The sequence below is a fragment of the Butyrivibrio sp. AE2032 genome, assembly GCF_000702965.1.
Map to the genome: position 1 here is coordinate 1,645,930 of NZ_JNLF01000005.1, position 23,582 is coordinate 1,669,511.

Annotated in this window: 23 protein-coding genes and 1 pseudogene; 3 read left to right on the forward strand and 21 right to left on the reverse strand. The window is 44.7% G+C overall.

What is annotated here, in order from left to right; all coding sequences use genetic code 11:
* Window positions 1-14 precede the first annotated feature (14 nt).
* The 21 genes and pseudogenes from BO18_RS24930 to BO18_RS25030 form a co-directional block, all read right to left on the reverse strand.
* A complete protein-coding gene (locus BO18_RS24930) occupies window positions 15-821 on the reverse strand; it encodes a TIGR02452 family protein (protein ID WP_034450396.1) in 807 nt (268 codons plus the stop codon).
* 1,430 nt (window positions 822-2,251) lie between these two features.
* Window positions 2,252-2,779, reverse strand: a pseudogene (locus BO18_RS36545) (RNA 2'-phosphotransferase); the annotation flags it as partial.
* 12 nt (window positions 2,780-2,791) lie between these two features.
* Entirely contained in the window at window positions 2,792-3,457 is a 666-nt protein-coding gene (locus BO18_RS35100) for a helix-turn-helix domain-containing protein (protein ID WP_066738445.1), read from the reverse strand.
* A 12-nt stretch (window positions 3,458-3,469) separates the two neighbouring features.
* Entirely contained in the window at window positions 3,470-3,991 is a 522-nt protein-coding gene (locus BO18_RS24950) for a hypothetical protein (RefSeq protein WP_034450398.1), read from the reverse strand.
* Window positions 3,961-4,248, reverse strand: a complete 288-nt coding sequence (locus BO18_RS24955; protein ID WP_034450399.1) for a hypothetical protein — start codon at window positions 4,246-4,248, stop codon at window positions 3,961-3,963. The genes BO18_RS24950 and BO18_RS24955 overlap by 31 nt, the downstream gene beginning before the upstream one ends.
* Before the next feature lie 139 nt (window positions 4,249-4,387).
* Window positions 4,388-4,900, reverse strand: a complete 513-nt coding sequence (locus BO18_RS24960) for a hypothetical protein (RefSeq protein WP_034450400.1) — start codon at window positions 4,898-4,900, stop codon at window positions 4,388-4,390.
* A gap of 94 nt (window positions 4,901-4,994) precedes the next feature.
* A complete protein-coding gene (locus BO18_RS24965; protein WP_034450401.1) occupies window positions 4,995-5,390 on the reverse strand; it encodes a NifB/NifX family molybdenum-iron cluster-binding protein in 396 nt (131 codons plus the stop codon).
* Between the two features lie 34 nt (window positions 5,391-5,424).
* Window positions 5,425-5,988, reverse strand: a complete 564-nt coding sequence (locus tag BO18_RS24970) for a chromate transporter (RefSeq protein ID WP_034450402.1) — start codon at window positions 5,986-5,988, stop codon at window positions 5,425-5,427.
* A complete protein-coding gene (locus BO18_RS24975) occupies window positions 5,985-6,560 on the reverse strand; it encodes a chromate transporter (RefSeq protein ID WP_034450403.1) in 576 nt (191 codons plus the stop codon). The genes BO18_RS24970 and BO18_RS24975 overlap by 4 nt, the downstream gene beginning before the upstream one ends.
* A gap of 22 nt (window positions 6,561-6,582) precedes the next feature.
* A complete protein-coding gene (locus tag BO18_RS24980; RefSeq protein ID WP_034451754.1) occupies window positions 6,583-7,104 on the reverse strand; it encodes a GNAT family N-acetyltransferase in 522 nt (173 codons plus the stop codon).
* Window positions 7,105-7,113: 9 nt separating this feature from the next.
* The gene (locus BO18_RS24985; RefSeq protein ID WP_034450404.1) at window positions 7,114-7,560 is read right to left on the reverse strand and encodes a GNAT family N-acetyltransferase; all 447 of its coding nucleotides are present in this window, start codon (window positions 7,558-7,560) and stop codon (window positions 7,114-7,116) included.
* A 666-nt stretch (window positions 7,561-8,226) separates the two neighbouring features.
* Window positions 8,227-9,093 (reverse strand): EamA family transporter, encoded by an 867-nt coding sequence (locus BO18_RS24990; RefSeq protein WP_022785503.1) that lies wholly within the window; start codon window positions 9,091-9,093, stop codon window positions 8,227-8,229.
* A 155-nt stretch (window positions 9,094-9,248) separates the two neighbouring features.
* The gene (locus BO18_RS24995; RefSeq protein WP_034450405.1) at window positions 9,249-9,773 is read right to left on the reverse strand and encodes a GNAT family N-acetyltransferase; all 525 of its coding nucleotides are present in this window, start codon (window positions 9,771-9,773) and stop codon (window positions 9,249-9,251) included.
* Between the two features lie 64 nt (window positions 9,774-9,837).
* Window positions 9,838-9,975: a hypothetical protein gene (locus BO18_RS35105; protein WP_242856604.1), complete on the reverse strand. Its 138-nt coding sequence runs from the start codon at window positions 9,973-9,975 to the stop codon at window positions 9,838-9,840.
* Between the two features lie 23 nt (window positions 9,976-9,998).
* Window positions 9,999-11,156 (reverse strand): iron-containing alcohol dehydrogenase, encoded by a 1,158-nt coding sequence (locus BO18_RS25000; protein WP_034450406.1) that lies wholly within the window; start codon window positions 11,154-11,156, stop codon window positions 9,999-10,001.
* A 147-nt stretch (window positions 11,157-11,303) separates the two neighbouring features.
* Window positions 11,304-11,690 (reverse strand): VOC family protein, encoded by a 387-nt coding sequence (locus tag BO18_RS25005; RefSeq protein ID WP_034450407.1) that lies wholly within the window; start codon window positions 11,688-11,690, stop codon window positions 11,304-11,306.
* 253 nt (window positions 11,691-11,943) lie between these two features.
* On the reverse strand, window positions 11,944-13,485 hold the full coding sequence (gene guaA / locus BO18_RS25010) for a glutamine-hydrolyzing GMP synthase (protein ID WP_034450408.1): 1,542 nt from the start codon (window positions 13,483-13,485) through the stop codon (window positions 11,944-11,946).
* 114 nt (window positions 13,486-13,599) lie between these two features.
* The gene (locus BO18_RS25015; RefSeq protein WP_034450409.1) at window positions 13,600-15,273 is read right to left on the reverse strand and encodes a hypothetical protein; all 1,674 of its coding nucleotides are present in this window, start codon (window positions 15,271-15,273) and stop codon (window positions 13,600-13,602) included.
* A 14-nt stretch (window positions 15,274-15,287) separates the two neighbouring features.
* Window positions 15,288-16,973, reverse strand: coding sequence for a hypothetical protein (locus BO18_RS25020; protein WP_034450410.1), 1,686 nt, complete (start codon window positions 16,971-16,973; stop codon window positions 15,288-15,290).
* A 40-nt stretch (window positions 16,974-17,013) separates the two neighbouring features.
* Window positions 17,014-18,294 carry an adenylosuccinate synthase gene (locus BO18_RS25025; RefSeq protein ID WP_034450411.1) on the reverse strand — a complete coding sequence of 427 codons (1,281 nt, stop codon included), beginning with the start codon at window positions 18,292-18,294 and terminating at the stop codon, window positions 17,014-17,016.
* A gap of 94 nt (window positions 18,295-18,388) precedes the next feature.
* Window positions 18,389-19,369, reverse strand: a complete 981-nt coding sequence (locus BO18_RS25030; protein ID WP_034450412.1) for a class D sortase — start codon at window positions 19,367-19,369, stop codon at window positions 18,389-18,391.
* A gap of 60 nt (window positions 19,370-19,429) precedes the next feature.
* Between BO18_RS25030 and dnaA the strand changes: the two genes are divergently transcribed.
* The 3 genes from dnaA to recF all read left to right on the forward strand — a co-directional run bounded on the left by dnaA (window position 19,430) and on the right by recF (window position 23,487).
* Window positions 19,430-20,767 carry a chromosomal replication initiator protein DnaA gene (dnaA, locus tag BO18_RS25035; protein WP_051689140.1) on the forward strand — a complete coding sequence of 446 codons (1,338 nt, stop codon included), beginning with the start codon at window positions 19,430-19,432 and terminating at the stop codon, window positions 20,765-20,767.
* 357 nt (window positions 20,768-21,124) lie between these two features.
* Window positions 21,125-22,240 (forward strand): DNA polymerase III subunit beta, encoded by a 1,116-nt coding sequence (gene dnaN / locus BO18_RS25040; RefSeq protein ID WP_034450413.1) that lies wholly within the window; start codon window positions 21,125-21,127, stop codon window positions 22,238-22,240.
* A complete protein-coding gene (gene recF / locus BO18_RS25045; RefSeq protein ID WP_034450414.1) occupies window positions 22,240-23,487 on the forward strand; it encodes a DNA replication/repair protein RecF in 1,248 nt (415 codons plus the stop codon). The genes dnaN and recF overlap by 1 nt, the downstream gene beginning before the upstream one ends.
* Window positions 23,488-23,582 lie beyond the last annotated feature (95 nt).

Sequence of the window (23,582 nt, forward strand, 5' to 3'; positions counted from 1 at the left end):
CAATAGGGATGGAACTATTTCACGCAAAACACTTTCCTAAACCACGTGATGTTATTTCCGTTCTCGGGGCCGTATATTGCGAATCTGACTTCATCGAAAAGACGCCCGTATCCTTCGTCGATCAAGACCTTTCTGAAACACTCCGCCACGTCCTGAGGTTTATTACCGAAAGCACCGCAGCCCCATGCGCCTAGGACGAGATTCCTGTATCTGTTATCTGCGGCAATCAGGAGAAGTATCCTGATCCGCCTTAGCATGGTCTCCTCAACAAGACCGGCGGGAGCAAACATTGCCGCGCCTCTTTTATTTGGAGCAGGAACCGTGATGACGCCTGCCGTAAAAGGCTCAGCAAGTAATTCAAGCGATGCATTGCGGAATACGAGCACATTCGGAGACAAGAGCATGTAATCCGATTCGACCATGCAAACGTGTGTGTTGTTGTAACGGTACATTTCAGACGCCTTGGGAGAAGAGATCGATGCATAGAGCGTACTGCATCTGCATAGTGCCTCCTCCTGGGCATTTGCGCCAAGTTTAAATCCGCCACCCGGATTATGGGCATTGGCAAAGTTCATGACGAAGGGCTTTTCCATGTCACGTGCTGCTTCGAACGAATCCGAGTTGATGACCTTGAGCGTGCAGATCCTGCCGCCCGAAGGAATAGATGCATATTTCTCAAGAAGTTTCTCACCGTCCTCCGGAGAATACACTGTAACACAGTTGTGTTCTTCTTTACTGAACACAACCTTCTTGCCGGACACTTCGTAAGATCCGCACTCTGTGATCTTTATTGTTTCGTTTGCTGCTTTGATATTATTCATAGGCTTCCGACCATTGCTCAAAGGTACTCTCCAACTATTGTACTTCACTCCGCCTTCAAGCTGAAGCACTTAAAGCCGTTCGATTCGTAGAAGATGGTGTTGCCGACAGCGTTCGTGATGAGTGAGAGCGTGCCGCCGTCCTTCTCCCTGTTTGATCATACTGCTTATTTATCAATCTATTTTTTCTTGTAAAACGGCCATCCAACAAGATTGCCGACAAGTGATATTACTGCATATGCTACTACATATATCCATGCACTTGAATTATAAAAGATAAATATCGTAGGGAAAAACAATGTAGCTACAACTAATGCATACCACCAGTGGAAACCATTCCTGATACCATAAATAACAGAAAAGCCAAAACAAATAGCAGGAATCGCTATCAGCATAACCAGCATAGCTATTCCTGTATTCTTTACTATTAATGGGAAGACATAAAAACTAATAGCCAAAAGGAATTCGAGAGCAAATTCGAAAATGATCTCAAAGCCTACAACGAAGCTAGTGGCTTACTAATAATCTATTTCTTACTAGTCGCAAATCCAAAACTGCGAAACAGTTTCTATCGGATACTCCGCAACAATTACACTGAGATTCCAGATAAAACCATCAGCGTTCTCTTTCAAATACGTATATATTTTCTCTTCATGGGAAAGATTTTCAAGATAAAATTACCAGCATTATTGAGGAAGTGATGTCAAATTATGTAAAGTTGAAATGACCAATGCATGCGTCATTTTGTTCCATCTTACTCCATATAAACAAAGTGAAATAGCAAAGGAGCTTGTTTATGGATATTTATGACCTCATTCCTTCAAAAGATGTGGCTGATTATTGCAAGAAAATCGGTCATAGTTTCAATTCACTAGAACTCGCTTGCATAATCTATAATCAAAGTTACGTGAATTCTATGTCTTTCCAAGAACAGAACACGCTATACCAGGAAATAATAGATGATTAAACTGTTCTGTTACTTACACTTCAATTCCAAGTTTCTTCAACTGCTTAATGATATTCTCATCTTTCAGCGGATCATATTCTGAATTATTGAAATCAAGATGATAGAGATCACATACAACACCCCATATAATATCGTGTGCAGCTTCATAATCATGAAGTCTGTAGTATAACAAGCCTATGGTTGATTTCTTTTTGAACTTCAGCGTGTTTTCTCCATCAATCTTTCTCTCGATGTTTATGCATGTGGCCAGCCAGAATACATTTGCAATTTCAAAATAATCTTCATATGCAAAGCCGTCCTCCAACAACACCTTAAAGAGTCCTTGCTGGAGAACTTCCCAACTATAATCCTTCTCGAGATCAAAGATCTCAACCGCTTTACTGGTATCGTCATTATCTATATCCAGTGATAAGATGCGTTTGATCTCCTTGATAACAACTGCAAGCTCTTTCTCATCGAAAGTCTCTCGTTTTATATACTTTGTTGGGACATCTTTGGTAAGCCATACACCATTAACAGATCTATAGAATCTGAATCCGTTTTTATGCATCCAGCCTGCAAAAACGCGGTACACTACCGGCTTTCCGTGTCTGCTGCCAACTTTAGTCGCAGTCTCGATATCTTCCGAGAGATGTACATACAACCTACTCTTAGGCTTTAGGCCTTCTGCATCGATAGATTCTCTGAACTTCTCACCCGTTCCATGATAAAGATATTTCGGCGGTTCGACTTCGTCAAGTTCTACATCAACCGGGATTGAATGACCCTGGTTAGCTCTTATAAGAGTCTTATCTTCATTAAACGAATAACGTTGCTTGTTATCGGTTCTTACGATCTCTTCGAGTATTTCCCGATTGATCTCGTGTGTCCTTGAGATACCGGCAATCAGTTCGTCAACATTTGCCCAGCCATGCTCATCAAGTGTGATACCGATAGTCTCAGGCTTATGGCGAAGTATTAAACTAATAAACTTACTTGTGTCTTGTAAACTCATAAACAACTCCCATCAATACTCTTCCCATTTACATATTGTTTTTCCGTTCTCATCCTTCATATAGTATTCAATCCAACCACCACCATGGATTAATGAAATCAAAGGTACACCAACCTCATTAGCTATCAACTTTAATTCAAAAGCCTTTGGAACAAATTCACCAGATATATATTCTTCAATGCGTGATAAAGAGAGTCCCGTCTTTTCAGAAAGGATCTCTGCGGTGATGTTGTTCTTTTCCATATTCCGCTTCATGCATTCACTAATCTTCTGCGAATCCATGTGACTGCCTCCCTGCTCCGCCTTTATCTTTTCAAGAGCCTTTTCTTCCAGATGCCATCCTAAGTAATAGTTAATGTCTGTAATAGCATCGATAATTCGCCATCTGTTTTCGATGTTTTCTCTCAGTTCCTTTACAAGCAAAGGTTTAACTAAATGCTTTTCAAGTTGGACCTTAGTTCTGGCGATGTATGCTAATCCTAAGGCCGCATTCGCTCTAACTCGTGGATCATCGGAATCAAAAGATCTAATGCAGATAGTCTGTGCTTGTTTCCAATCAACCATTGTTTCTCCTGCCCTAAGCGGCAAGAGAATCCTTTCCTCAATCGTTCCGGCCTCAAGTATTCTTAATGCTTCATCATATGTTATATCTTCTAATGGTCTGTATACCGGTTTCATAATCAATGTCCTTTAGTCGTATGGATAATCCGGTTCGATTTTATATAGAACCGCTTCAGCATCCAATATCTCTTTCATATCAAATACTTCAAGTGCATCGCCCTCATATATAACTTGTGGAGCACTCTCTATCAATTGTTTCGATTTCAACAGATTGCGGTGTGAAACCTTGTTAACCGCACGGATAACTTCGACAGAGGATTCATTGCCTTCCAGCAATACAATCGAATACTGTGTTTGATCAGTAACGATAGGATCCGTGTACGTTGTTACCGCTCCCCAACCACAATTAGGACAGATAATGCCATAAGTTCCTACTCTGTCATCTGGTAATTCTTTGATCATAAGTGTTCCGCACTTCTCACAAATATGATCACAAGGCGTTTCCTTTAGCATCTTGTCACTATGAATAGCAAGCAGTTTATTAACAAAATCATCAATATACTGTGCTTTCTGGTCGAGATTATCCGGCACACCATGAAGATCAAGGATAGTGAATAGGCTTAGGTTTCTCCACCATTCCGGAACAGCCATATCTTGCTTGGAACACTGTATTCATCAAGAATGGATCTCATCAGCACAACCGCATCATGGCAGGTTCCGGCCTTGGCTCGTCTTGTATCTTGGGGATCCTGAATGCGATAGTCCTTTAATAACCGATTGAAAAAATCTTCATCAAAACCCTTAGAAAAATCGGGTTTATACGTTACCCCATTCAAACAGAAACCATATTCATAACCGTTATCCAACAGTTCATCTTTTAACAGGTCACAAGCTTCCTTAATTGTCATTTCTATCCTCAACAACTCCAATTTAACTTACTCAGTTAACCTGATGACTATCCGATCCATGACCTGGCATGTCTGACAAGATAGCAATTATCAACCAGTTTCTCAATCTGTTCATCTTTATACCAAGACTTGAGAGCCGTCATGCATAGTCCCTGAAACTTGAGAGATGGAATGTCGCGTCGACCGGTGCGGATGCAGTCTCTTTATTGATGCTGCAAAGGACGTATATCCACTGGCCCTCGCTTATTGCATCCGAGCCTTCGTTGACTCCCAGCGATTTTGTTTTGGAAAGCTCTTTGATCTCGTCTTCCGAAAGTTCCTTATCGGAAAGATATACGCTCCACTCGATGTCTGAGCCGGAGTTGTTTTTCGAGGACCAGTAAAAATATGCGCCTGGGAATGAATCGTATTGCACGGCGTAATATCCCTTCTCGAAAACATCCTCATTTGAAATATCGAATCCCAGCCCCTGAGGCGGTTCGTGATCCATACCTTCCGGAAAATCAGGAGCCTTATAGTTCGAAGATCTTGTCGAAGCTGCAGACGTGGAGCCCTGAGTTTCAGTCGTTTCAGACACGTTCGAGCATGCAGGCAGAGTGAGAATGAAGCCTGCGACAAGGATACATATCAAAATGTGTTTTGGGTTAAGCATCTTTAAGTTCTCCTCCAGTTACGACAGATACTTTAAATACAAATAGAGATATATAAATGTTGCATTAGTTCATCTTGCTGTTAATTATCCGGACTTACTCGTGACAGTTTCCGCCACCACAGCCATGGTTGCCGCAGTCGCGTCCTGCTTCGTGATCGTGGTGATCGCACTTTGCATCAGGATCATAAGCCAGATTACCTGACAGAAGAGCATTAACGGCATCATCAGCATTGCCCTGAACACCACCATAGAGTTTAATGCCGGCTTCAGCCAGAGCCATCTGGGCACCCATACCGATTCCGCCGCAGATAAGTGTGTCAACTGAGTGCTCCTGAAGAAAACCGGCAAGAGCTCCGTGACCGCTTCCGTTAGTATCAACGATACTGCTGCCAACAACTTTACCATCATCTACAGAGTAAATCTTAAACTGTTCTGTATGTCCGAAATGCTGAAATACATTTCCGTTTTCATAAGTTACTGCAATATACATAAGTATCCTCCTTTATGTCAACAAATTATAAGTTTTATCTAAATCCATAGCAAAAAACTCCGGCGCCTGCAGAAATAATGATCAGAAGTATCGGAGAAATCCCGTTCTTCCTTATTTTTCTGGACCCCCAATAAACAACACCCAGTAAAATTGCCATAATAACAGCCATAATATCTATTCCGGAAAAATTACTTCCAAAACAATTTTGAACCATCAAATAGATACCCATTGCCATTATTATTCCGATAATACACGGTTTCATTCCGCTAAGGATCGCCTGGAAATATCTGTTGCTGATAAACCTTCTGAGAATGGCCATTACCAATACTATTATCAGAAACGCAGGAAGCACAACAGCCAGTGTAGCGATCAGCGCTCCAAGGATCCCGCCTTGAGAACTGCCGACATATGTTGCCATATTGACCATTAACGGACCGGGTGTGCTCTCGCTGACAGCGATCATATGAGTGATCATCTCATCATCCATCCAACCGTAGGATAGTACGATCTCACGTATCAAAGGTATCGATACATACCCTCCTCCAAACGAGAAAAGTCCAACCTCAAGAAAAGCGACAAACAGTTTCAAATAGATCATTTGACTGCCGGCTCCTTTCTGCTTCGATCGTGTATCGCGTAAAAGATAAGACCGGCTACAGCGCCTGCAAGCATTATCACCAAAGAAGAAACATGCAGGGCAATGATATTAATGACCAGCATGCTGATCAGGGCAACAATCATTATGGTGATCGGGAAAGGTTTTTTCTTCATCTTCTTTATCATCTTTACAGCTGCGTCTATTATCAAAATGGCAACAGCGATCTTGATCCCTTGAAAAGCGCTTGATACCCACTTTATCTCAAGAAAACGGTCCAGGAACTGAGAGATTAGAAAAACAATGAAGAAAGAGGGTATAATCATGCCGATCGTAGCGATAAGAGCTCCCGGTATTTTCCGCAATTTGTAGCCAACATATGTAGCCAGATTGATCGCGATCGGACCGGGAGTTGATTCTGCAATTACAGTTATATCCATCATCTCTTCATGGGTTATCCACTTTTTCTTCTCTACGCAGATATCTTCGATCAAAGCCAGCATGGCATATCCGCCACCAAAGGTAAACAGACCAATCTTAAAGAACACTATGAAAAGATCCGACAATATTTTCACAATTGAATATCCTGTCTATTATCTATACTTCCGGCTGCAGTTTCTTCTGCATCCATAAAAGATCATACCAACGGTCGAATTTCTTTCCGATGCCTTTCAACTGAGCGACCTTTTCATATCCCATGTGTTTATGGAATTCATAACTGTCGTGAGAAAGATATTCATCCTCAGTCTCGCAAAAGGCACTTCCGGCAAGCATATTCACGATACCCAGCTCTTTTAAACGCTTCTCCAGCTCGCCATACATCAAGGCGCCGATTCCCTGTCTTCTGTAGTCTTTATCCACATATATTGAATTTGCCACCGTCCAGGAATATGCATCTCTGGCGCTATAAGTTCCAGCATACACATATCCGACTATGTAGTCATCCTTGACCGCAACCAAATAAGGATATTTCTTCATTACATTTCTCATTCTTTCAGTAAACTCCTCAACTGAAGGCACCTCATATTCGAATGAAACGGCTGTGTTTAACACATAGTATGAGTAGATTTCAACAAGTCTTGCTGCATCTTCTGTTGTTGCTTCACGTATCTTTATCATAGTATTCATTCACTTTCTAAGATCTATTCTCATAGAGACGATTCCGTTTTCTTCTGATAATTCTTCAAACCCCATCCGTTTATACAGACCATATCCAACGCTCATGACAGCCGGTTTGGTCGTAAAAACAACTTCTTTGAATCCGAGTTCAGAGGCCTTGTCCGTCATTGCCTTGATCATTATCCGGGCATACCCTTTTCCTCTGTATTCAGGCTTGATAAACAATCGTTTTCCTTCACATGTTTCGTCATTTATCTTTTTGACAGCTACACATGCCACAGGCTTGTCTTCTTCAAATCCAGTCAATATCGCTCCGCCGGAATAATATCCTTCAAGACCATTCAATTCTTTATCAAATGATACAAAGCAGCTTTCCGCACCCTTGATATGAGAATACTCAACAAACAGGTCCTTGATTATTTTTGTATCAGCATTCTCTTCAACTCTAAACGCCATAAACTTTTTCCTCTTTACTGATTATTATATGTTCCATTTTACAATACGAGCCAGGATTGCTCCTAGCTCGTACAATTCACGATTTTGTTGTCTATACTGTTAATTTTCCCGACAAAGGATCCCCTCCTCTGTCCTCTCAATTATAACATCGTGGTTAAGTTCTCTTGATAGCTTTTTGCGCTGCAAATCTAGTCCACCTATGACTACGGGAGGACTTCTGAAAAATACATATCACTGATTTTGGTTGGCTTTTTGTTGGCTTTAAAAAATGAAATGCCATATTTTAGGGTATTCCCAGGCTTTGTAGACTATTCAAGCTCTTTGCCAACTCCCATATCTTGTGGTAGTTAAGTTCCAAAAAGCACAATATCTTGTGGTATTTTTCTTCCTATTCCACCAATTCTTTGGCTTTTTAGGAGCGGAAGTTGGCTTTTTGTTGGCTTAAAAAACTCTCATCTTCAATAAAACAAGAATTATTTCCAAACCGGATCATCATCCTTGATAATTCCTTCGGCAGCCATTCTCCCTAAACGTTTCAAAGCATCCATATCTTCTCTGTCAATCTTGGCGTATGAGTTAAAATTATCTCTCTGTTTGTCGACTAAATTCAAGATATTATGTTCTAACGATCATCTCGACAAATCTGAATTTGCCGTTATTTGTTTCCTATGCCCAGATCGCCATCGCCAAAGTGCCGACAACAATCAGAATCAACCCGGCAAGCGCCTTTCTGCTCAACTTTTCTTTGAATACGAAATAGGAAAAAGCGACGGAAACGATAATGCTGAGCTTATCGATCGGTACGACAACGCTGACGACGCCGTTCTGTATGGAGTAATAGTAACAGAGCCATGATGCGCCTGTGGCAATCCCGGACAGAGCTATGAATACAAGTTCTTTGGAATCAGTATTTTTCAGTTCAGCACCTTTGCCTTTAACGAAGACGATCAGCCAAGCCATAACAAGAACAACACCAGTACGGATCGCCGTCCCGAGATTTGATTCTACATCCGTTATGCCGATCTTTCCCAGAATAGAGGTCAGGGCAGCAAAAACAGCGGAACCGATCGCGTAGGGCAGCCACGTGCGCTTTGTGTCCTTTGCTTCAGTTTTCTTCTTTTCGATCATCAGAAACACGCCTGCCGCAAGAAGTGCAGTACCGATCAGCTTGACCGCCAGATGTTCTGTCTCACTGAAAAGGATGATTGCGATAAGCACTGTCAGAACCGTGCTGGATTTATCGACGGGAACGACCTTGTTCACATCGCCGACGGACAGGGCTTTAAAATAGCAGATCCACGAGGCTCCTGTCGCAAAGCCGGACAGAATTAAGAAGATGATAGATTTTGCCGATATTTCCGTGATCGTTCCAGCAGAGCCAACGATAAACACCATGATCCAGGCAAAAAGGAGTACAACGACCGTCCGCAGAGCAGTCGCCACGTCTGAATCAGTCTTTTTGATCCCGCATTTCGCAAGTATCGCCGTAAGTCCGGCAAAGAGCGCGGATAAAGCCGCCATGATCAGCCACATATCTTCCCCTTATTCATTGTCATATATTCTGGTAATTCTCGTCCATCAATTATCTCTAAGATAAATCCCGATTTGTCATCGTCTATAAAACTGTCTATTTAATGCTCTAATCCTACATTCTATAAAGGTGGTTCATAAATCAGTTTTCTAAAAACTCATTCAAATACACGCCTATATTTCTTTGCAAGGAAATGAGCACTCCCATCGAATTTCTCGTACTCAGTATCTTCAACGAAGGTCATCCCCAGTTTTTCCATAACACGCTGACTTTTGTAGTTTTCTACAGCAAACAGGCCTTCTATTGCTCGAATCTTTCTTGTTTTCCTGATTTCATCCATGATTGCAGTTAATGCTTCCATCACGTAGCCGTTTCCCCAAGCATCTTTCCTTAGATTGTATCCTATTCTCCATACGTCGATATCAGGATGGTATACCAATCCGCCACAACCGATCAGTTCTCCGGTTTCTTTCAAAACAAATCCCAGGTCATAGTCGTTGGGATCATCAGCTTTCAGCTGCCTGTCCTTTAACCATTCGATTCCATCTGCTTCCGAATTATACTGTGGATATATCATATATTTTGCAACATCCGGATCACCTGCCCAAGCAAATACCGCATGTTCATCACCAGGTCTAAGATTTCTAATAATCAATCTTTCTGTTTCTATTATCACTCTCATTTTTTCTTCTCATTCCATTTGGTATTGTTCATATTCAATCAATCTTACTTTGTCGTTTGTTCTGTTAATTTTCTCGACAAAGGCTCCCTGCTGTATACTTCATGCTCTCCTTTTTCATTTCCTTGGGAATGCTGTAAAGCTCTTTATCAAAATGTTTCGCGGCATACAGGCTGTTGCCGGTTCCTGTGAAATAGAAAATCATATCTCCTCCTCAGTCTTATCTGCTCATCTGCATTCAAGAATGATCTCTTTGATTTCTTCCCGTGACAGCTGACGGGCATTGGTTGTGGTGACATTGCATGTCGCCGCAACTGCGGAAGCTGTTTCTTCAGTCACTTCGATTCCTGCTTCAGAGAATGTCATCGGTAGTTCAAGACATTTTATAAATTCACGCAGTTTCGCAATGCCTTCCTTCGCGGTTTCAAGCTGTGTTTTTCCTTCCGGATCAACTTCCATGACATTGACCGCAAAGCGGGCAAACATTTCAGAACCAGCTTCAACAATATGGTCATAATAGACCGGCTGCAGGATTGCCAGCTGGCGTCCGTGCGCCGCATGGGTATAAGCTGCCAGCATGTTTTCAATGCCATGGGCCTGGAAATCGCCGGGCTTGCCTGTATAGAAGCTGAACGACTGGATCAGGGAGGAATCCCACATCAGATTGGAGCGGATCTCCATATTGTCAGGGTCTTTCATTAATGCTCTTCCGTTGCGGATGATATTCTTCATCAGGGATTCATTGATCTCATCCCAGACGTTTGTTCCCTGGCCGAAACAGGTTTCCATGCAGTGGCTCAATGAGTCAAATACACCCGGTGTAAAGGTGTGAAGCGGAACTGACATCACATAGGCAGGATCCTCAATGACAAAGTCTGCGTACGGACCGACGAATGTTTTCTTTTCATGTGTCTTTTCGTTTGTACACGCTCCGAGATGGTCCATCTCAGCGCCGGCGCCGGAAATTGTCAGGACAACTGCATATTTTCCCATCTTTTCTGGAATATTGTGTCTGATCATCTCTTCGTCCCAGATATCTCCCTCAATCTCTGCGCCGGCAGCCATGATCTTGGTGCTGTCAACAACTGATCCGCCGCCAAGGGCAATCATGAGATCAATGTTTTCTTTTTTATACATTGCGATTCCTTCCAGAATCTTTTCATAGGAAGGACTGGAAGCGACTCCGCCGAATTCAAACACAGTCTTGCCGCATTCTTCCAGGGTTTTTCTGACTTCATCCAGGATACCGTTCCTTTTGACGGAACCGCCGCCGTAAACGATCATGATATTCTTCCCGTATTTTTCCATTTCCTTAGAAAGGTATTTCTTTACACCGCCTTCCTCGAAATAGACCTTGACAGGCATGTGATAAATAAAATTCTGCATCGCTGTTCCTCCTTTTTCAGTTACAGTACACTGTAGTGTACAGCTAGACCCTTTTTGATATTCTTTATGGGTTAAAATTACCTCTCTGTTTGTCGACTAAATTCGTGAGATAACGCTCTATCGTTCATCCCGACAAATCCGAATTTGTTAAATTGATATCCACCAGCACACACCATATTTATCAATAATGGTGGCACAACATTTACTCCATGGAAGTTCTCCGATAGGTTCGATAATTACACCCCCATCGCTCAAAACTTGAAAAGCATTATAAACCGCTTCTTCTGTTCCCATTTCAAAAACGTTAAAGGTCATAGTTTCCCACTTGTATTTATGTACTACATCTATATCACAAGGATTTTTCGCTTCTGCCAATGCCAAAAAACCTTCTCCGTTTACAGATAGCTCACAGTGCTCATAAGCAGTGTTATCTTCGTTTTTAAACTCACGAGTTATTTCTGCTCCAAAAGCTTTGCAGTATGTTTCTGCTGCTTCAAAACTGTTTTTTACATATGCCTGTGTATAATTCTTCATCGCAACCTCCACAAATCCCGATTTGTCTTAATCTATTATCCTGATTATTTTCTCGACTAAGGGCTCACTCCCTCAGACAAGATAATTATATCATCCGGGTAAAGTTCTCTTGATAACTTTTTGAGCTGCAGAACCAGTAAATAATAACAGACACACCCTGACACAAAATTAGTGAGGTGCCATATTATGTTGACATTTTGTTGACATTGAAATTGAAAATGCCCTGTTTTAGGGCATTTCTAGCGTTTTGCAATTATTCGAGTTCGATCGTTGCCGGAGGTTTCCCTGTGCAGTCGTAGAAGACTCGGCTGATGCCCTTTACTTCGTTTACGATCCTGCTCGTGACTTTGTTTATCAGTGACCAGGGAAGTTCTGCTGCTTCAGCTGTCATAAAGTCTGTAGTCGTAACGGCACGGAGGAGACATGCATAATCGTAAGTTCTCTCGTCGCCCATGCAGCCGACTGAGCGCATGTTTGTGAGTGCAACGAAATACTGGTTGGCGTACTTGTCGAAGCCTGCAAGCTGCATCTCTCTTCTGAAGATCGCGTCTGCATCCTGAACGAGCTTTACCTTCTCGGCCGTAACTTCACCGATGATCCTTATCGCAAGACCGGGACCCGGGAACGGCTGACGGAAGACGAGGTTTTCGGGAATGCCGAGCTCAAGGCCTGCCTTTCTTACTTCGTCCTTAAAGAGGAGACGTAAGGGCTCGATAATCTCTTTGAAATCAACATAGTCGGGAAGGCCGCCTACGTTGTGGTGTGACTTGATGACGGCGCTCTTGCCGAGGCCGGACTCGATAACGTCAGGATAGATGGTACCCTGTACGAGGAAGTCGACAGCACCGACCTTCTTGGCTTCCTCTTCGAATACGCGGATGAATTCCTCGCCGATTATCTTTCGCTTTGTCTCAGGATCCTCGACGCCTGCGAGCTTTGAATAGAAACGCTCCTGTGCGTTGACTCTGATGAAGTTAAGATCATAAGGGCCTTCAGGTCCGAATACAGCTTCGACCTCATCGCCCTCGTTCTTTCTGAGAAGTCCGTGGTCAACGAATACGCATGTGAGCTGCTTGCCTACTGCCTTGGAAAGGAGTACTGCGGCAACAGACGAATCAACGCCGCCGGAAAGAGCGCAGAGGACTCTGCCTGAGCCGACCTTTTCGCGGATCTCCTTGATGGATGTCTCAACGAATGAATCCATCTTCCAGTCGCACTTGCACTTGCAGACGTCCTTAACAAAGTTTGCGAGCATCGTCGTGCCTTCGACTGTATGAACAACTTCCGGGTGGAACTGTACGCAGTAGAGATTCTCTTCTACGTTCTCAGCTGCTGCAACAGGGCATACCTCTGTATGTGCGGTGATCCTGAATCCGGGTGCGGGTTTTGCGATATAGACTGTGTGGCTCATCCAGCAGACGGTCTTGGAAAGAACGCCTTTGAAGAGCTTTGCTTCAGTATCAACATTAACGTCAGTGTGGCCGTATTCTCTGACGGGAGCGGACTTAACCTCGCCGCCCAGGAGGTAGTTCATGAGCTGTGCGCCGTAGCAGATACCGAGTACCGGGATGCCGAGCTTGAAGAGCTCGGGTGAGCACTTGGGCGCGTCATCTTCGTATACTGTGGAAGGTCCGCCGGTGAGGATGATGCCCTTGGGAGCAAGTTCCTTTATCTCGTCGAGGCTCATGGTGTATGGTCTTACTTCGCTGTAGACCGAGAGCTCTCTTACTCTTCTTGCGATCAACTGGTTATATTGCCCTCCGAAATCGAGAACGAGGATCATTTCCTTGGCCATGGGGAACCCTCCGGGAATCATATAATATTTATGGGTAGATTATAATCCTGCGCCGTTCAATGCAAAATCACTTTTTGATTGTTTTTTAGCGCAAATCAGAAAGCCTCATAAGGCTTATGTTTTGGTAAGCCTAACAACCGCGAGCACGGTATCGTGTTTTTCGTTCCAGAGACTGAATTCACAGGTGCCGTATTTGCCGAGTTCCGTGCCTGGCAGGATGAATTCAAAGACGTCCGTACCGTCAGATTCAACGGTGAATGTCTCGGATGCGGTCTCCTTCCCGTCTATGCTCCAATCACAGATAAGTACTGTCCCCGCACTGTATGCCCTGACAAACTTTAGCAGCACCGTAATGCCGCCGTCGCTGATGCAGTAGCCTGCCGTGTCGAGCCAGCCGGACGACTTGAGATATTCCATGCTGTAGCCGTTGCCGTCTTTTCCGGAAGTTCCGAGTATCACTCCGTCAGCCCATGCCCAGTCAGGAATCGATTCGGTGACGTTTACGGCCTGGTTCCTGTAGTTTTCCGTTCCTTCCCAGTCGACGTTTTCGTTCAAATAATATGAAGGATCTTTTGTTAGAGTGATATCCAGTTCCAGATCGGAGATCGCCTGATCGTACTGCTCCTTCGTATATTCACCGGAAGCGTACAGGTCTTCAATGGCCTGTCTCTTGCATCTCAGTCTCTGATCGCCGGAGATTATGCTCGCGGCTTCGACCTTATCCGCGGGGATAGGAATGAGCTCGCCTTCAAACTTCACGTCCACGGCACTCTTAGTGGGATCGAAATAACACTCGATGGTGTATTCCTCGCTCTCCATATTAGCGACTTGTTCTGCCATGGCAGTATACAGATCCGCATACATCTCACAGTAGATCGCTTCCGTTTCGGTATCGGGATCGTGCCTGTTGACACTCGTCAATACCGTCCTGTAGTTTCTGGTGACGAATTCATCGCCCGACATATAATCGAGCAGCGCGATGTGCGACGGAGCGAACCCTTTAAGGTTGACGTGAAAATATGAATCGTATGCATGATCGATCGTGACGCCGTGTTCATATATATAGCCAAAATAAGCCTTTGCAAATGCTTCAGCAGCTTCGGCAACTGCGGGATCATCATAAGACCCGTCGTCAAAAACGCGTATTGCATCGCGGTCCAGTTTTAACCACACCTGATCGAAATCACCTTTTGAAAAGTCGTCGAAGATCCGGTTAAAGATCATTTCCGCCTCTTCCGGAGAATGCTTTGAAAGATTGGCGGGAAACTTCATGTGATTGAACAGATCAAGTATATCCTCTGCCGAGCTTTGCTTTATCTGCCATCTTCCGTTGTCAATATCGTAAGCATAGTTCAGCATTAAGGTTTCTTTCCGGCGCATGGTCAGGGTATAGATCTCATCCAGGACGTCTTCCTCGAGCACGATTCCGTCACCCAGCCTTTTGTCCAGCTCCTCTGTGTCCATCACATACAGCGTTACTTTGGCTACGGCAGTCCTGTCCTTCCTGTCCACGTCTATGTATTCGTAATCATCGACCTCTGTCATGGCAACGATCTCTATAAAGACCCTGCCGTATGTTGTCTGAAGGTCGGCGTACATGAGACCGTCTTTTACGATCTCGTCAAGAACACGGGTGTTTCCTGAGCCGTATGCTTCAATGAACCGCTCCGTTACTTCTTTTATCTCTTCGGCATCGCTGCCTTTATCCGCGCTGCAGCCGGATGTCAGGATAATGCCCAGTATCAGAAGGAGTGTCAGGACGAGACTTACAGCCTTGGTTTTGATCATGATCCGTGCTCCGTTCAGGACTGCGTAAGTTTTATGTATGCAATTACATGTGAATGGTCTGCTTCCCAGAGACGGAGTTCGACGGTGCCGTACTTCGGTATCTCAGTATTTACCAGCGTGAACTCGAATTCTGCGGTGCCGTCCTCTTTGACCACAACATTTATGGTGTCCTTATATGCCTCCCCGTCGATATACCAGTCAAGGAGCAGTTCGGTATCCTTAGTGAACTCATGGTCGTATCTGAGCATCACAGTTATGCCGTCGTCGCCGATGTTGTAGCCTGCGGTATCGAGCCAGCCGGGTTCCTTGCTGTAGAACATGAAGACGCCGTTCTCATCTTCTTCGGAGTTGCCGTAGATAAGCTGACCGTCTGACCATTCCGGAAGTTCCTCGGTGACTCTGACGGCCTGGTTTTCGTGCTCTTCCGTGCCTTCCCACTCAACATTGCGCGTATAGGGCAGCGGTGTCTGACCGTTCCTGATGCTCCAGTCCCTGTCCAAAGCAGCTTCGTAGGCATCGTATTTTGCCTGCGGTATCTCGCCCGCGTCTAAAAGGCTGTCAAGGGCTTTCTGGCGGCATCTGAATTCCTGCTCCGTGGAGACCGTGTTCGCGATATACACTTCGTCTTCGGTAATAGGCAGAATGGCGCTGTCGTATCCGCCTATGGTCAGCGCGGTGTTATCTCCCTTTGATGCATCGAAACTGAGTTCCACCGTATACCTTTCGGACTCCATGTCAGGGATCCTTTTCGCAAGATCGAGATAAACTTCGACAGCTATGGCGTTTCTGACATGTACCGGCTGGATGTCCCTGTTAACGGAACTGGCCATCCTGATATTCGTCATGTACATCTCGATTATGTGCTCGTCGCTCGAGATGTAACCGAGTATCTCTTCTTTTGACGGTGCAAAACCTTTGAGCGTCGCGCTGCAGAAATCGCCGTAATCGGTCTCGATCAGGATTCCGTGGTCTACGATGTACTTGAAATATGCCTTCGCGAATTCCGCCGCTGCTTCCACAACAGCCGGATCGTCGCTCTCACGTTCATCAAAGATCCTCATCTCATTCAGATCAAAAGAATAGTATGAGAGGTCGAATTCACCCTGAGCCAGGTGTTCGTAGACCTCATTGAAGATATCATCGGCATCGTCTGCCGATGAGGATACCATATTCAAAAGATACGGGCGGTCAAAGATCTCGAAATATTTTTCCGCGGAACTCTGCTTTATGAGCCATCTGCCCTCATCCTCATCGAAAACGAAGTTCAGAGTGAGATTTTCCGTTTCCAGATCACTGTATGAATCTATCCTGTGCAGATAATCGTCTTTGGTAAGGAATCCTCTTCCCTGGGCCCTGCAGAATTCACTGATGTCGATATACTTTATCTTCATCCTGGCCTTAGCCTTCAGTTCCCTCCTGTCGACCTCGATCTCGGTGAACTGCTTGATCTCCGTGGCGGAAGCCAGCTTCATTATGACCTCATTCTCCTCGCTGTCATCAGAAAGGAAACCTGCATCGCCGTCGATGAGATCTTCCACCTCGCCGGGACCTTCGGCAAACGCGTCGATGAAATCCTGTGTGATGGTCTTTATCTCTTCCTTATCCTTCGCATTATGAGAACAGCCTGTGGGCAAAAAAGCGCTCATCAGCACAGCCGCAGTCAGAACAACTACTACAGCTTTATTACCTGTGATCTTCATCCCGGAAACCCCCTTTTTATTTCGAGGTCTTAAGTGAAACTTATCTGCGTATGATCTCTTCTCTTACGGGTCCAGTGGATACGATAGAGATGTGTACGCCGATCTCCTTTTCGATGAATTCGACATAGTCCTGGGCTTCCTTGGGGAGCTTATCATATTCGGTAAGTCCTCTGATCTCGCCCTTGCCCTTCCATGAAGGCAGATATTCGATAACCGGCTTGCATCTGTCGAGCAGCGTGGGATTCGGGAAATCCTTTGTGACAACGCCGTCGATCTCATAGCCCGTGCAAACCGGGATCTTGTCTAAGTAACCGAGTACGTCGAGGTTCGTGAGGGCAACGTCTGTACCGCCCTGGAGCCTTACGCCGTAACGTGTTGCAACGCAGTCAAACCAGCCGACTCTTCTCGGACGTCCGGTGGTGGCACCGTATTCGCCCTTGTCGCCGCCCCTGTCTCTGAGTTCCTTTGCGACTGCCTCGTCAAGGATCTCGGATACGAAAGCTCCGCCGCCGACAGCGGATGAATAAGCCTTTGTAACGACAACGATCTTCTTGATCTCATAGGGCGGGATGCCTGCGCCTACGCAGCCGTAGCCTGCGAGAGTTGAAGAGGATGTAACCATCGGGTAGATGCCCATGTCCGGATCCTTCATGGTTCCGAGCTGTCCTTCGAGAAGGATCTTCTTTCCTTCCTTGATTGCTTCGTAGAGGTAAGCCTGTGTATTTGTAACGAAAGGCTTGATGAGTCTTCCCTGCTCGAGCATCTCGGCAAGGAGTTCGTCAGCATTGATGGGATCCTTGTGATAAAGATTTACGAGAAGTGCGTTCTTGATCTCAAGAACTCTGTTGATCTTTTCCTTCAATGTCTCCTCGTCGAAGAGCTCGGAAACCTGGAAACCGATCTTTGCATATTTGTCTGAGAAGAAAGGAGCGATACCTGACTTTGTGGAGCCGAAGGCCTTGCCGCCGAGTCTTTCCTCCTCGAACTTATCGAAATCAACATGGTAAGGCATAACGACCTGTACTCTGTCGGATACGAGGAGCTGGGGGTTAAGTCCCTTTTCCTTTATCTCGTTATACTCTTTGATGAACTTTCTGATATCAAGAGCAACGCCGTTGCCGATTATGTTCACGATGTTCTCGTGGCATACTCCGGAAGGCATGAGGTGAAGAGCGAATCTTCCGTGGTCGTTGATGATGGTGTGTCCTGCATTTGCTCCGCCCTGAAATCTGATGACGATGTCAGACTCACTTGCAAGAAGGTCAGTGATCTTACCCTTTCCTTCGTCGCCCCAGTTGGCGCCAACTATTGCCGTTACCATATTTATTCCTCCAAAAATTGATGTCTCTTTAAAAGATTTATTAAAAACCCGCGCCAATTATAACAGAAATATTTAAAATATGGGGATTTTATGTTCAGGCTTCTTCCGAAGTCTCTTCAACAGAGGGAGCCGGCGTCTCTTCAGTTGATTCCGCGGTGGTCTCCAAAACAGTCTCGGAAGCTGTCTCAGCCGTTGTTTCAACGGTCTCGGATGTCTCTCCTGCCGTCTCTTCCGTCTGTCCTGACGTTTCTTCTGTATAGGGTTCAGTATAGGCTGCCGTAGTCTCTTCGGGCTCCGGATCAGGCTCCATCCTGCAGATGACCACCCTTCTCCAGCCGTGCCTTCCGTATTCGTAAGTGCATGTGACGAGCGTGAGCTGCCTTGTGTCAGTGATGTTTCCCACAGCCATGTCGACCAGATCATCGGCACTTACTATCTTGGATTCCTCGACATAGAAGACCTTCTCAACGCCGTCGGTACCCTTGAAGACGACCTTGTCTCCTATCTTCAGTTCGCTCAGCCTGTGAAACATCGATCCGTCCTTGTAGTTATGCCCCAGAATCGTCGCATTTCCGATCTCTCCGGGCATTACGGAATCGGGATAGTGACCCAGTCCGTATCTCAATGAGACCTTCGTGGCTTCATCCCATACAGAATACTTGATGTTGATCCTGCTTATGCTCAGGATGCCGATCGAGTTAAGGGTTACATATCCGCCGGAACCCTCTTCCTCTTCTTCGGTCTCTTCCGGTTCTTCAATGAAATCGTATTCTTCGCCGCTGACCTCGTTTCCGGTCGCCGGAACGACGAACGTCATCTCCGCCTCATCTGCTCCGGATTCGAAGATCTTCTGTTCTATGACATTGAGAGCTTCGCCTGAGATCCTCTGTCTGTTGAGGCGCTTTATGGGCTCTATCAGCAGCAGGATGATGCCTGTAATGAGGAAGACGACGCTCAGGATTATGAGTCCCGTACTGACCGCCTTTGACCTGGATCTCTCCTTACTGCCGTAGTATTTTTCTTTCATTATCCTGCCTGATTTTTCAAAGATTTTTAAGGTAAAATGCTTATTCATTATACTCTCAAACCGTGATAATATGTTAAACGCACGTCTTTTTTGTTACGGAGGGGTTACATGGACAGATCGATCTGGGATAATGCGCTTAAACTTCTGAATTATGATTCAAATATCGACAAGTTCACATATGATTCCATCCTCTGCAAGATGAGCGTCGCCCACTGCGACAATGACGTACTGGTTCTCGCCGCAAGAGATGAATTCTCTCTTAACCTGGTAAAGGGCCAGAAGCTCGGCAAGATCATTGAAGAAGCAATAAAGACTGCCAACGGCGGTAAGCCTTGTGCCGTCAAATTCATTCTCGAGGGTGACGAGAATGCTCTCAATTCATCCGTAAATTCCGAGAAAAAGGCGGCAAGACAGGCAAAGAGCGAGGTTCCCACTTCTACAGGCCTGAACGGTGAGTTCACTTTTGCAAATTTCATAGTCGGTGACTGTAACCGTTTCGCACACGCTTCTGCCGTTTCCGTTGCTTCAAAGCCAGGTCAGAAACAGAGAAACCCTTTCTTCCTGTGGGGTAATTCAGGACTCGGAAAGACCCACCTCATGAAGGCTATCGGCAATGCGATCATAGAGCAGCATCCCGAAAAGAAGGTCATCTACACGACATGTGAAGCCTTCACAAATGCTTTTATCACATGCACCCTTAATAAGAATTATACGGAATTCCGTAAAAAATACCGTACCGTAGACGTACTTCTCATTGACGATATCCAGTTTCTTATCGGCAAGGAAGGTGTCCAGACTGAATTCTTCAATACTTTCGAGGCTTTGATCGAGGCAGGCAAGCAGATCGTTATCACATGCGACAAGGCTCCTTCGAACCTTACCGAACTTAACAGCAGGCTTACCTCCCGTTTCCAGGACGGCATAATGTTCGATGTCCAGCCGCCGGATTTTGAAACCAGAAAAGCCATATTCTTAAGCAAGCTCAAGAATGAGAATTTCAATCTCTCCGATGAGATAATCGATTATGTCTGCGAGAATGTCACTACCAACATCAGACAACTCAACGGCGCGTTCAATACGATATCTTCTTATGTTACTCTCGCTAACGGTGAGCTCTCTCTGGAAGACATCCAGAAGATAATCATGCCCATCGTATCTCCTAATAAGAAGAAATATCTGACTCCGGAGATAGTCATTAATGCCGTTGCAAACTACTATGACCTTACTCCCGACAAGCTTACTTCTAAGCTCAGGAGCGCCGAGATATCGACAGCCCGTAATGTCGCCATGTTCATATGCAGGGATTATCTCGAATTGAAATATGAGAAGATCGGTCAGATCTTCGGCGGACGCAAACATACGACCGTAATGCACGGCTGTGACAACGTTGATGCCGATGAGACGCTCAAAGCCCAGGCTGAGGAGATCGTAAAGCTCATCTCATGATATGAACAATAATTGTTCTTAAGTGCAAAACTTCCGGTAGATTTACTGTAGACGGTTTGTGTACAAATGTAACAGTGTTCAAAACAGTGTTCTTTTGAACATCAAACTAATTTGTTATATACATCTTCCGCTTATGAAGAATGCATGAAAATACGGTGTTTTGCTTAGTTTTGAACATTTCGACACGGCATAATAGAGCGGATAATAGCTTAAACAAAATACTACAGGGACAAAAGTCCGGAGTCCTGAAAATGTCCTAAAAACAGATGTTTGTAACACCGTTAAACTATACATTTTTTATTATATTAAGTGTATAATGTTTGAAATATTTTATTTTCAGAAAGGCGGCACTTTCAGATGAAGTTCACATGCAGCAGAGATGACTTGGTCAATAACGTATCCATAGTTCAGAGAGCTGTTACTACCAACAGTACAGTAAATATTCTTAACGGTATTCTTATAGAAGCAGCAGATGACAATAAGATAAAGCTCACGGGCTACGATCTTCAGACAGGCATCGAGGCCGATGTTGAAGCCAGTGTTACCGAGAAGGGTTCCGTAGTTATAGATTCCAAGTTCTTCGGAGATATCATCAGAAAACTCCCTGAACCTGAAGTAGACATTATTTCAGATTCAAATTATCAGACGACGATTAAGTGCGGTCAGGCCGAGTTCAAGATCTCCGGTCTCGATCCCGAACCGTTCCCGAAGATTCCCGAGATCGACGAGAATGAAGCTGAGAAGATCGTAATGGGTCAGAAGATCCTCAAGAACATGATTAACCACACAATCTTCGCAGTATCAAAGGATAATTCACGTCCTGTTCTCACAGGAAGCAATATCGTAAGTGACGGTTCCGTTCTTTCCGTAGTATCAATCGACGGTTTCAGAATGGCAATCAACCGCGAAGACATGGGCAATGACTTCCCTAAGATCAATTACATCGTTCCCGGTAAGGCTCTTACCGAGATGAGCAAGATCTTAAGCGATGACGAGGATGCTGAGATCAATATATATACATCCATGCAGAATCTCTTATTCGATATCGGCAACGTAAGAATGATCTCCCGTCTTATCGAAGGCCAGTTCATCAACTTTGATTCCATCATCGCAAAGAACCCCAAGACAGTCATCACGATCAACCGCAAGCAGTTCCTTGATGCAGTTGACAGAGCTTCCCTCATCATCATGACAGATGACCGCAAGTGCCCTGTAAGATTCCTCAGCAATAATCCTTCCGAGCTTACAGTCCAGGCTACTTCTGCAAGAGGTAATCTCCAGGAGAATATCGACATCAGTCTTGAAGGTGATCTTATAGATGTTGATTTCAACTCAAGATATGTTATCGACGTACTCAAGAATATAGATGATGAGATCATCAAGGTTGAAGTAAACGGCGGACAGGGACCCTGCATCATCAAGCCGGTCGAAGGCGAGAAATATATTTATCTGATTCTTCCTATCAGAAGATAATGTTCATAAGAAGCATACATCTTACAAACTTCAGAAATTACGGAAGGCTCGATCTGGATGTCGGGCCTTCTGTTAATATCCTGTACGGTAATAATGCTCAGGGAAAGACCAATCTGGTCGAAGGAATATATGTTGCTTCAAGCATTGCGTCACACAGGACGAGCAAAGATCAGGATCTGATTAAGTTCGGTGAGAATGAATACTGTACTGCTCTGGATCTCACTGATGACGACGGCAGTAATGTCCAGCTTTCTTCATGTTATTACACCGACAGGTCGGATCTGAGCAAAAACGGAAGGAGCGGAAGGCTTCTTTTAAGGGATAACGCGCCTGTGGACAGAATATCCGATTATATCGGCATATGTAACATTGTTATCTTCGCTCCTGAGGATCTGAATATCGTAAAAAATGCTCCTGCATACAGAAGAAAGTTCCTCAATACGCTCATATCGAAGATATCACCGTCATATTTTAACCTCCTCAGCAGCTACAGCAGGCTTCTGGCGCAGAAAAATGCCCTTTTGAAACGTCTGAAAACAAATGAGGATATGCCGGGACTTGCGGATGAACAGCTAAATTTCTGGGATTTCTCGCTTGCAGATCTGTCTGCGGAGATAATTCTCAAGAGATACAGGTTTGCAAAACTTATATCGGATATGGCTTCAAAGCATCACGGGAGCATTTCAGGCGGCAAGGAAAACCTTTCCATAGAGTACAGTACTATATTTGGCGTTGTAGGGGCCTTAGAAACGTTTCTGACAAAAAACAGTAAATATGACGAGTTCATGCATAAAGGCCTCTCAGAGGACGATTACGGGCGAATTAAGGGTATCCTGTCAGACCTGGTGCTCGCAAAGCTGAAATCTGTCAGAAATTACGACATAGATAAGCATATCTCATCCACTGGTATCCACAGGGACGATATCGTTATCAAACTGGACGGATTGGCCATGAAGAGCTTTTCTTCACAGGGACAGCAGAGGACTGCTGCGCTGGCTTTAAAGCTGTCCGAGCTGGAGATAATAAAGATGTTCGTCTCCTCTACCCCGATCCTGATATTGGATGATGTATTCTCCGAACTCGATAAGACCAGAAGATCCAGCCTTGTTTCTTCTATGAAAGAAGCCCAGATATTCATCACATGCACCGATAAGAACATGATAGGCGAAGAGATTGACCTGATGGGATGGGCGAAAGATACGCAGTTTTACCGCGTAAATGAAGGAAAGATAGAGAAAGAAGCCTGATCTTAGGGCAATTTACACTAAAAACGGCCCTGTTTCTCTTTAATATAATATTATAATAAGCATATTATTCTTCCCTTTTATGTTATAATTTATAG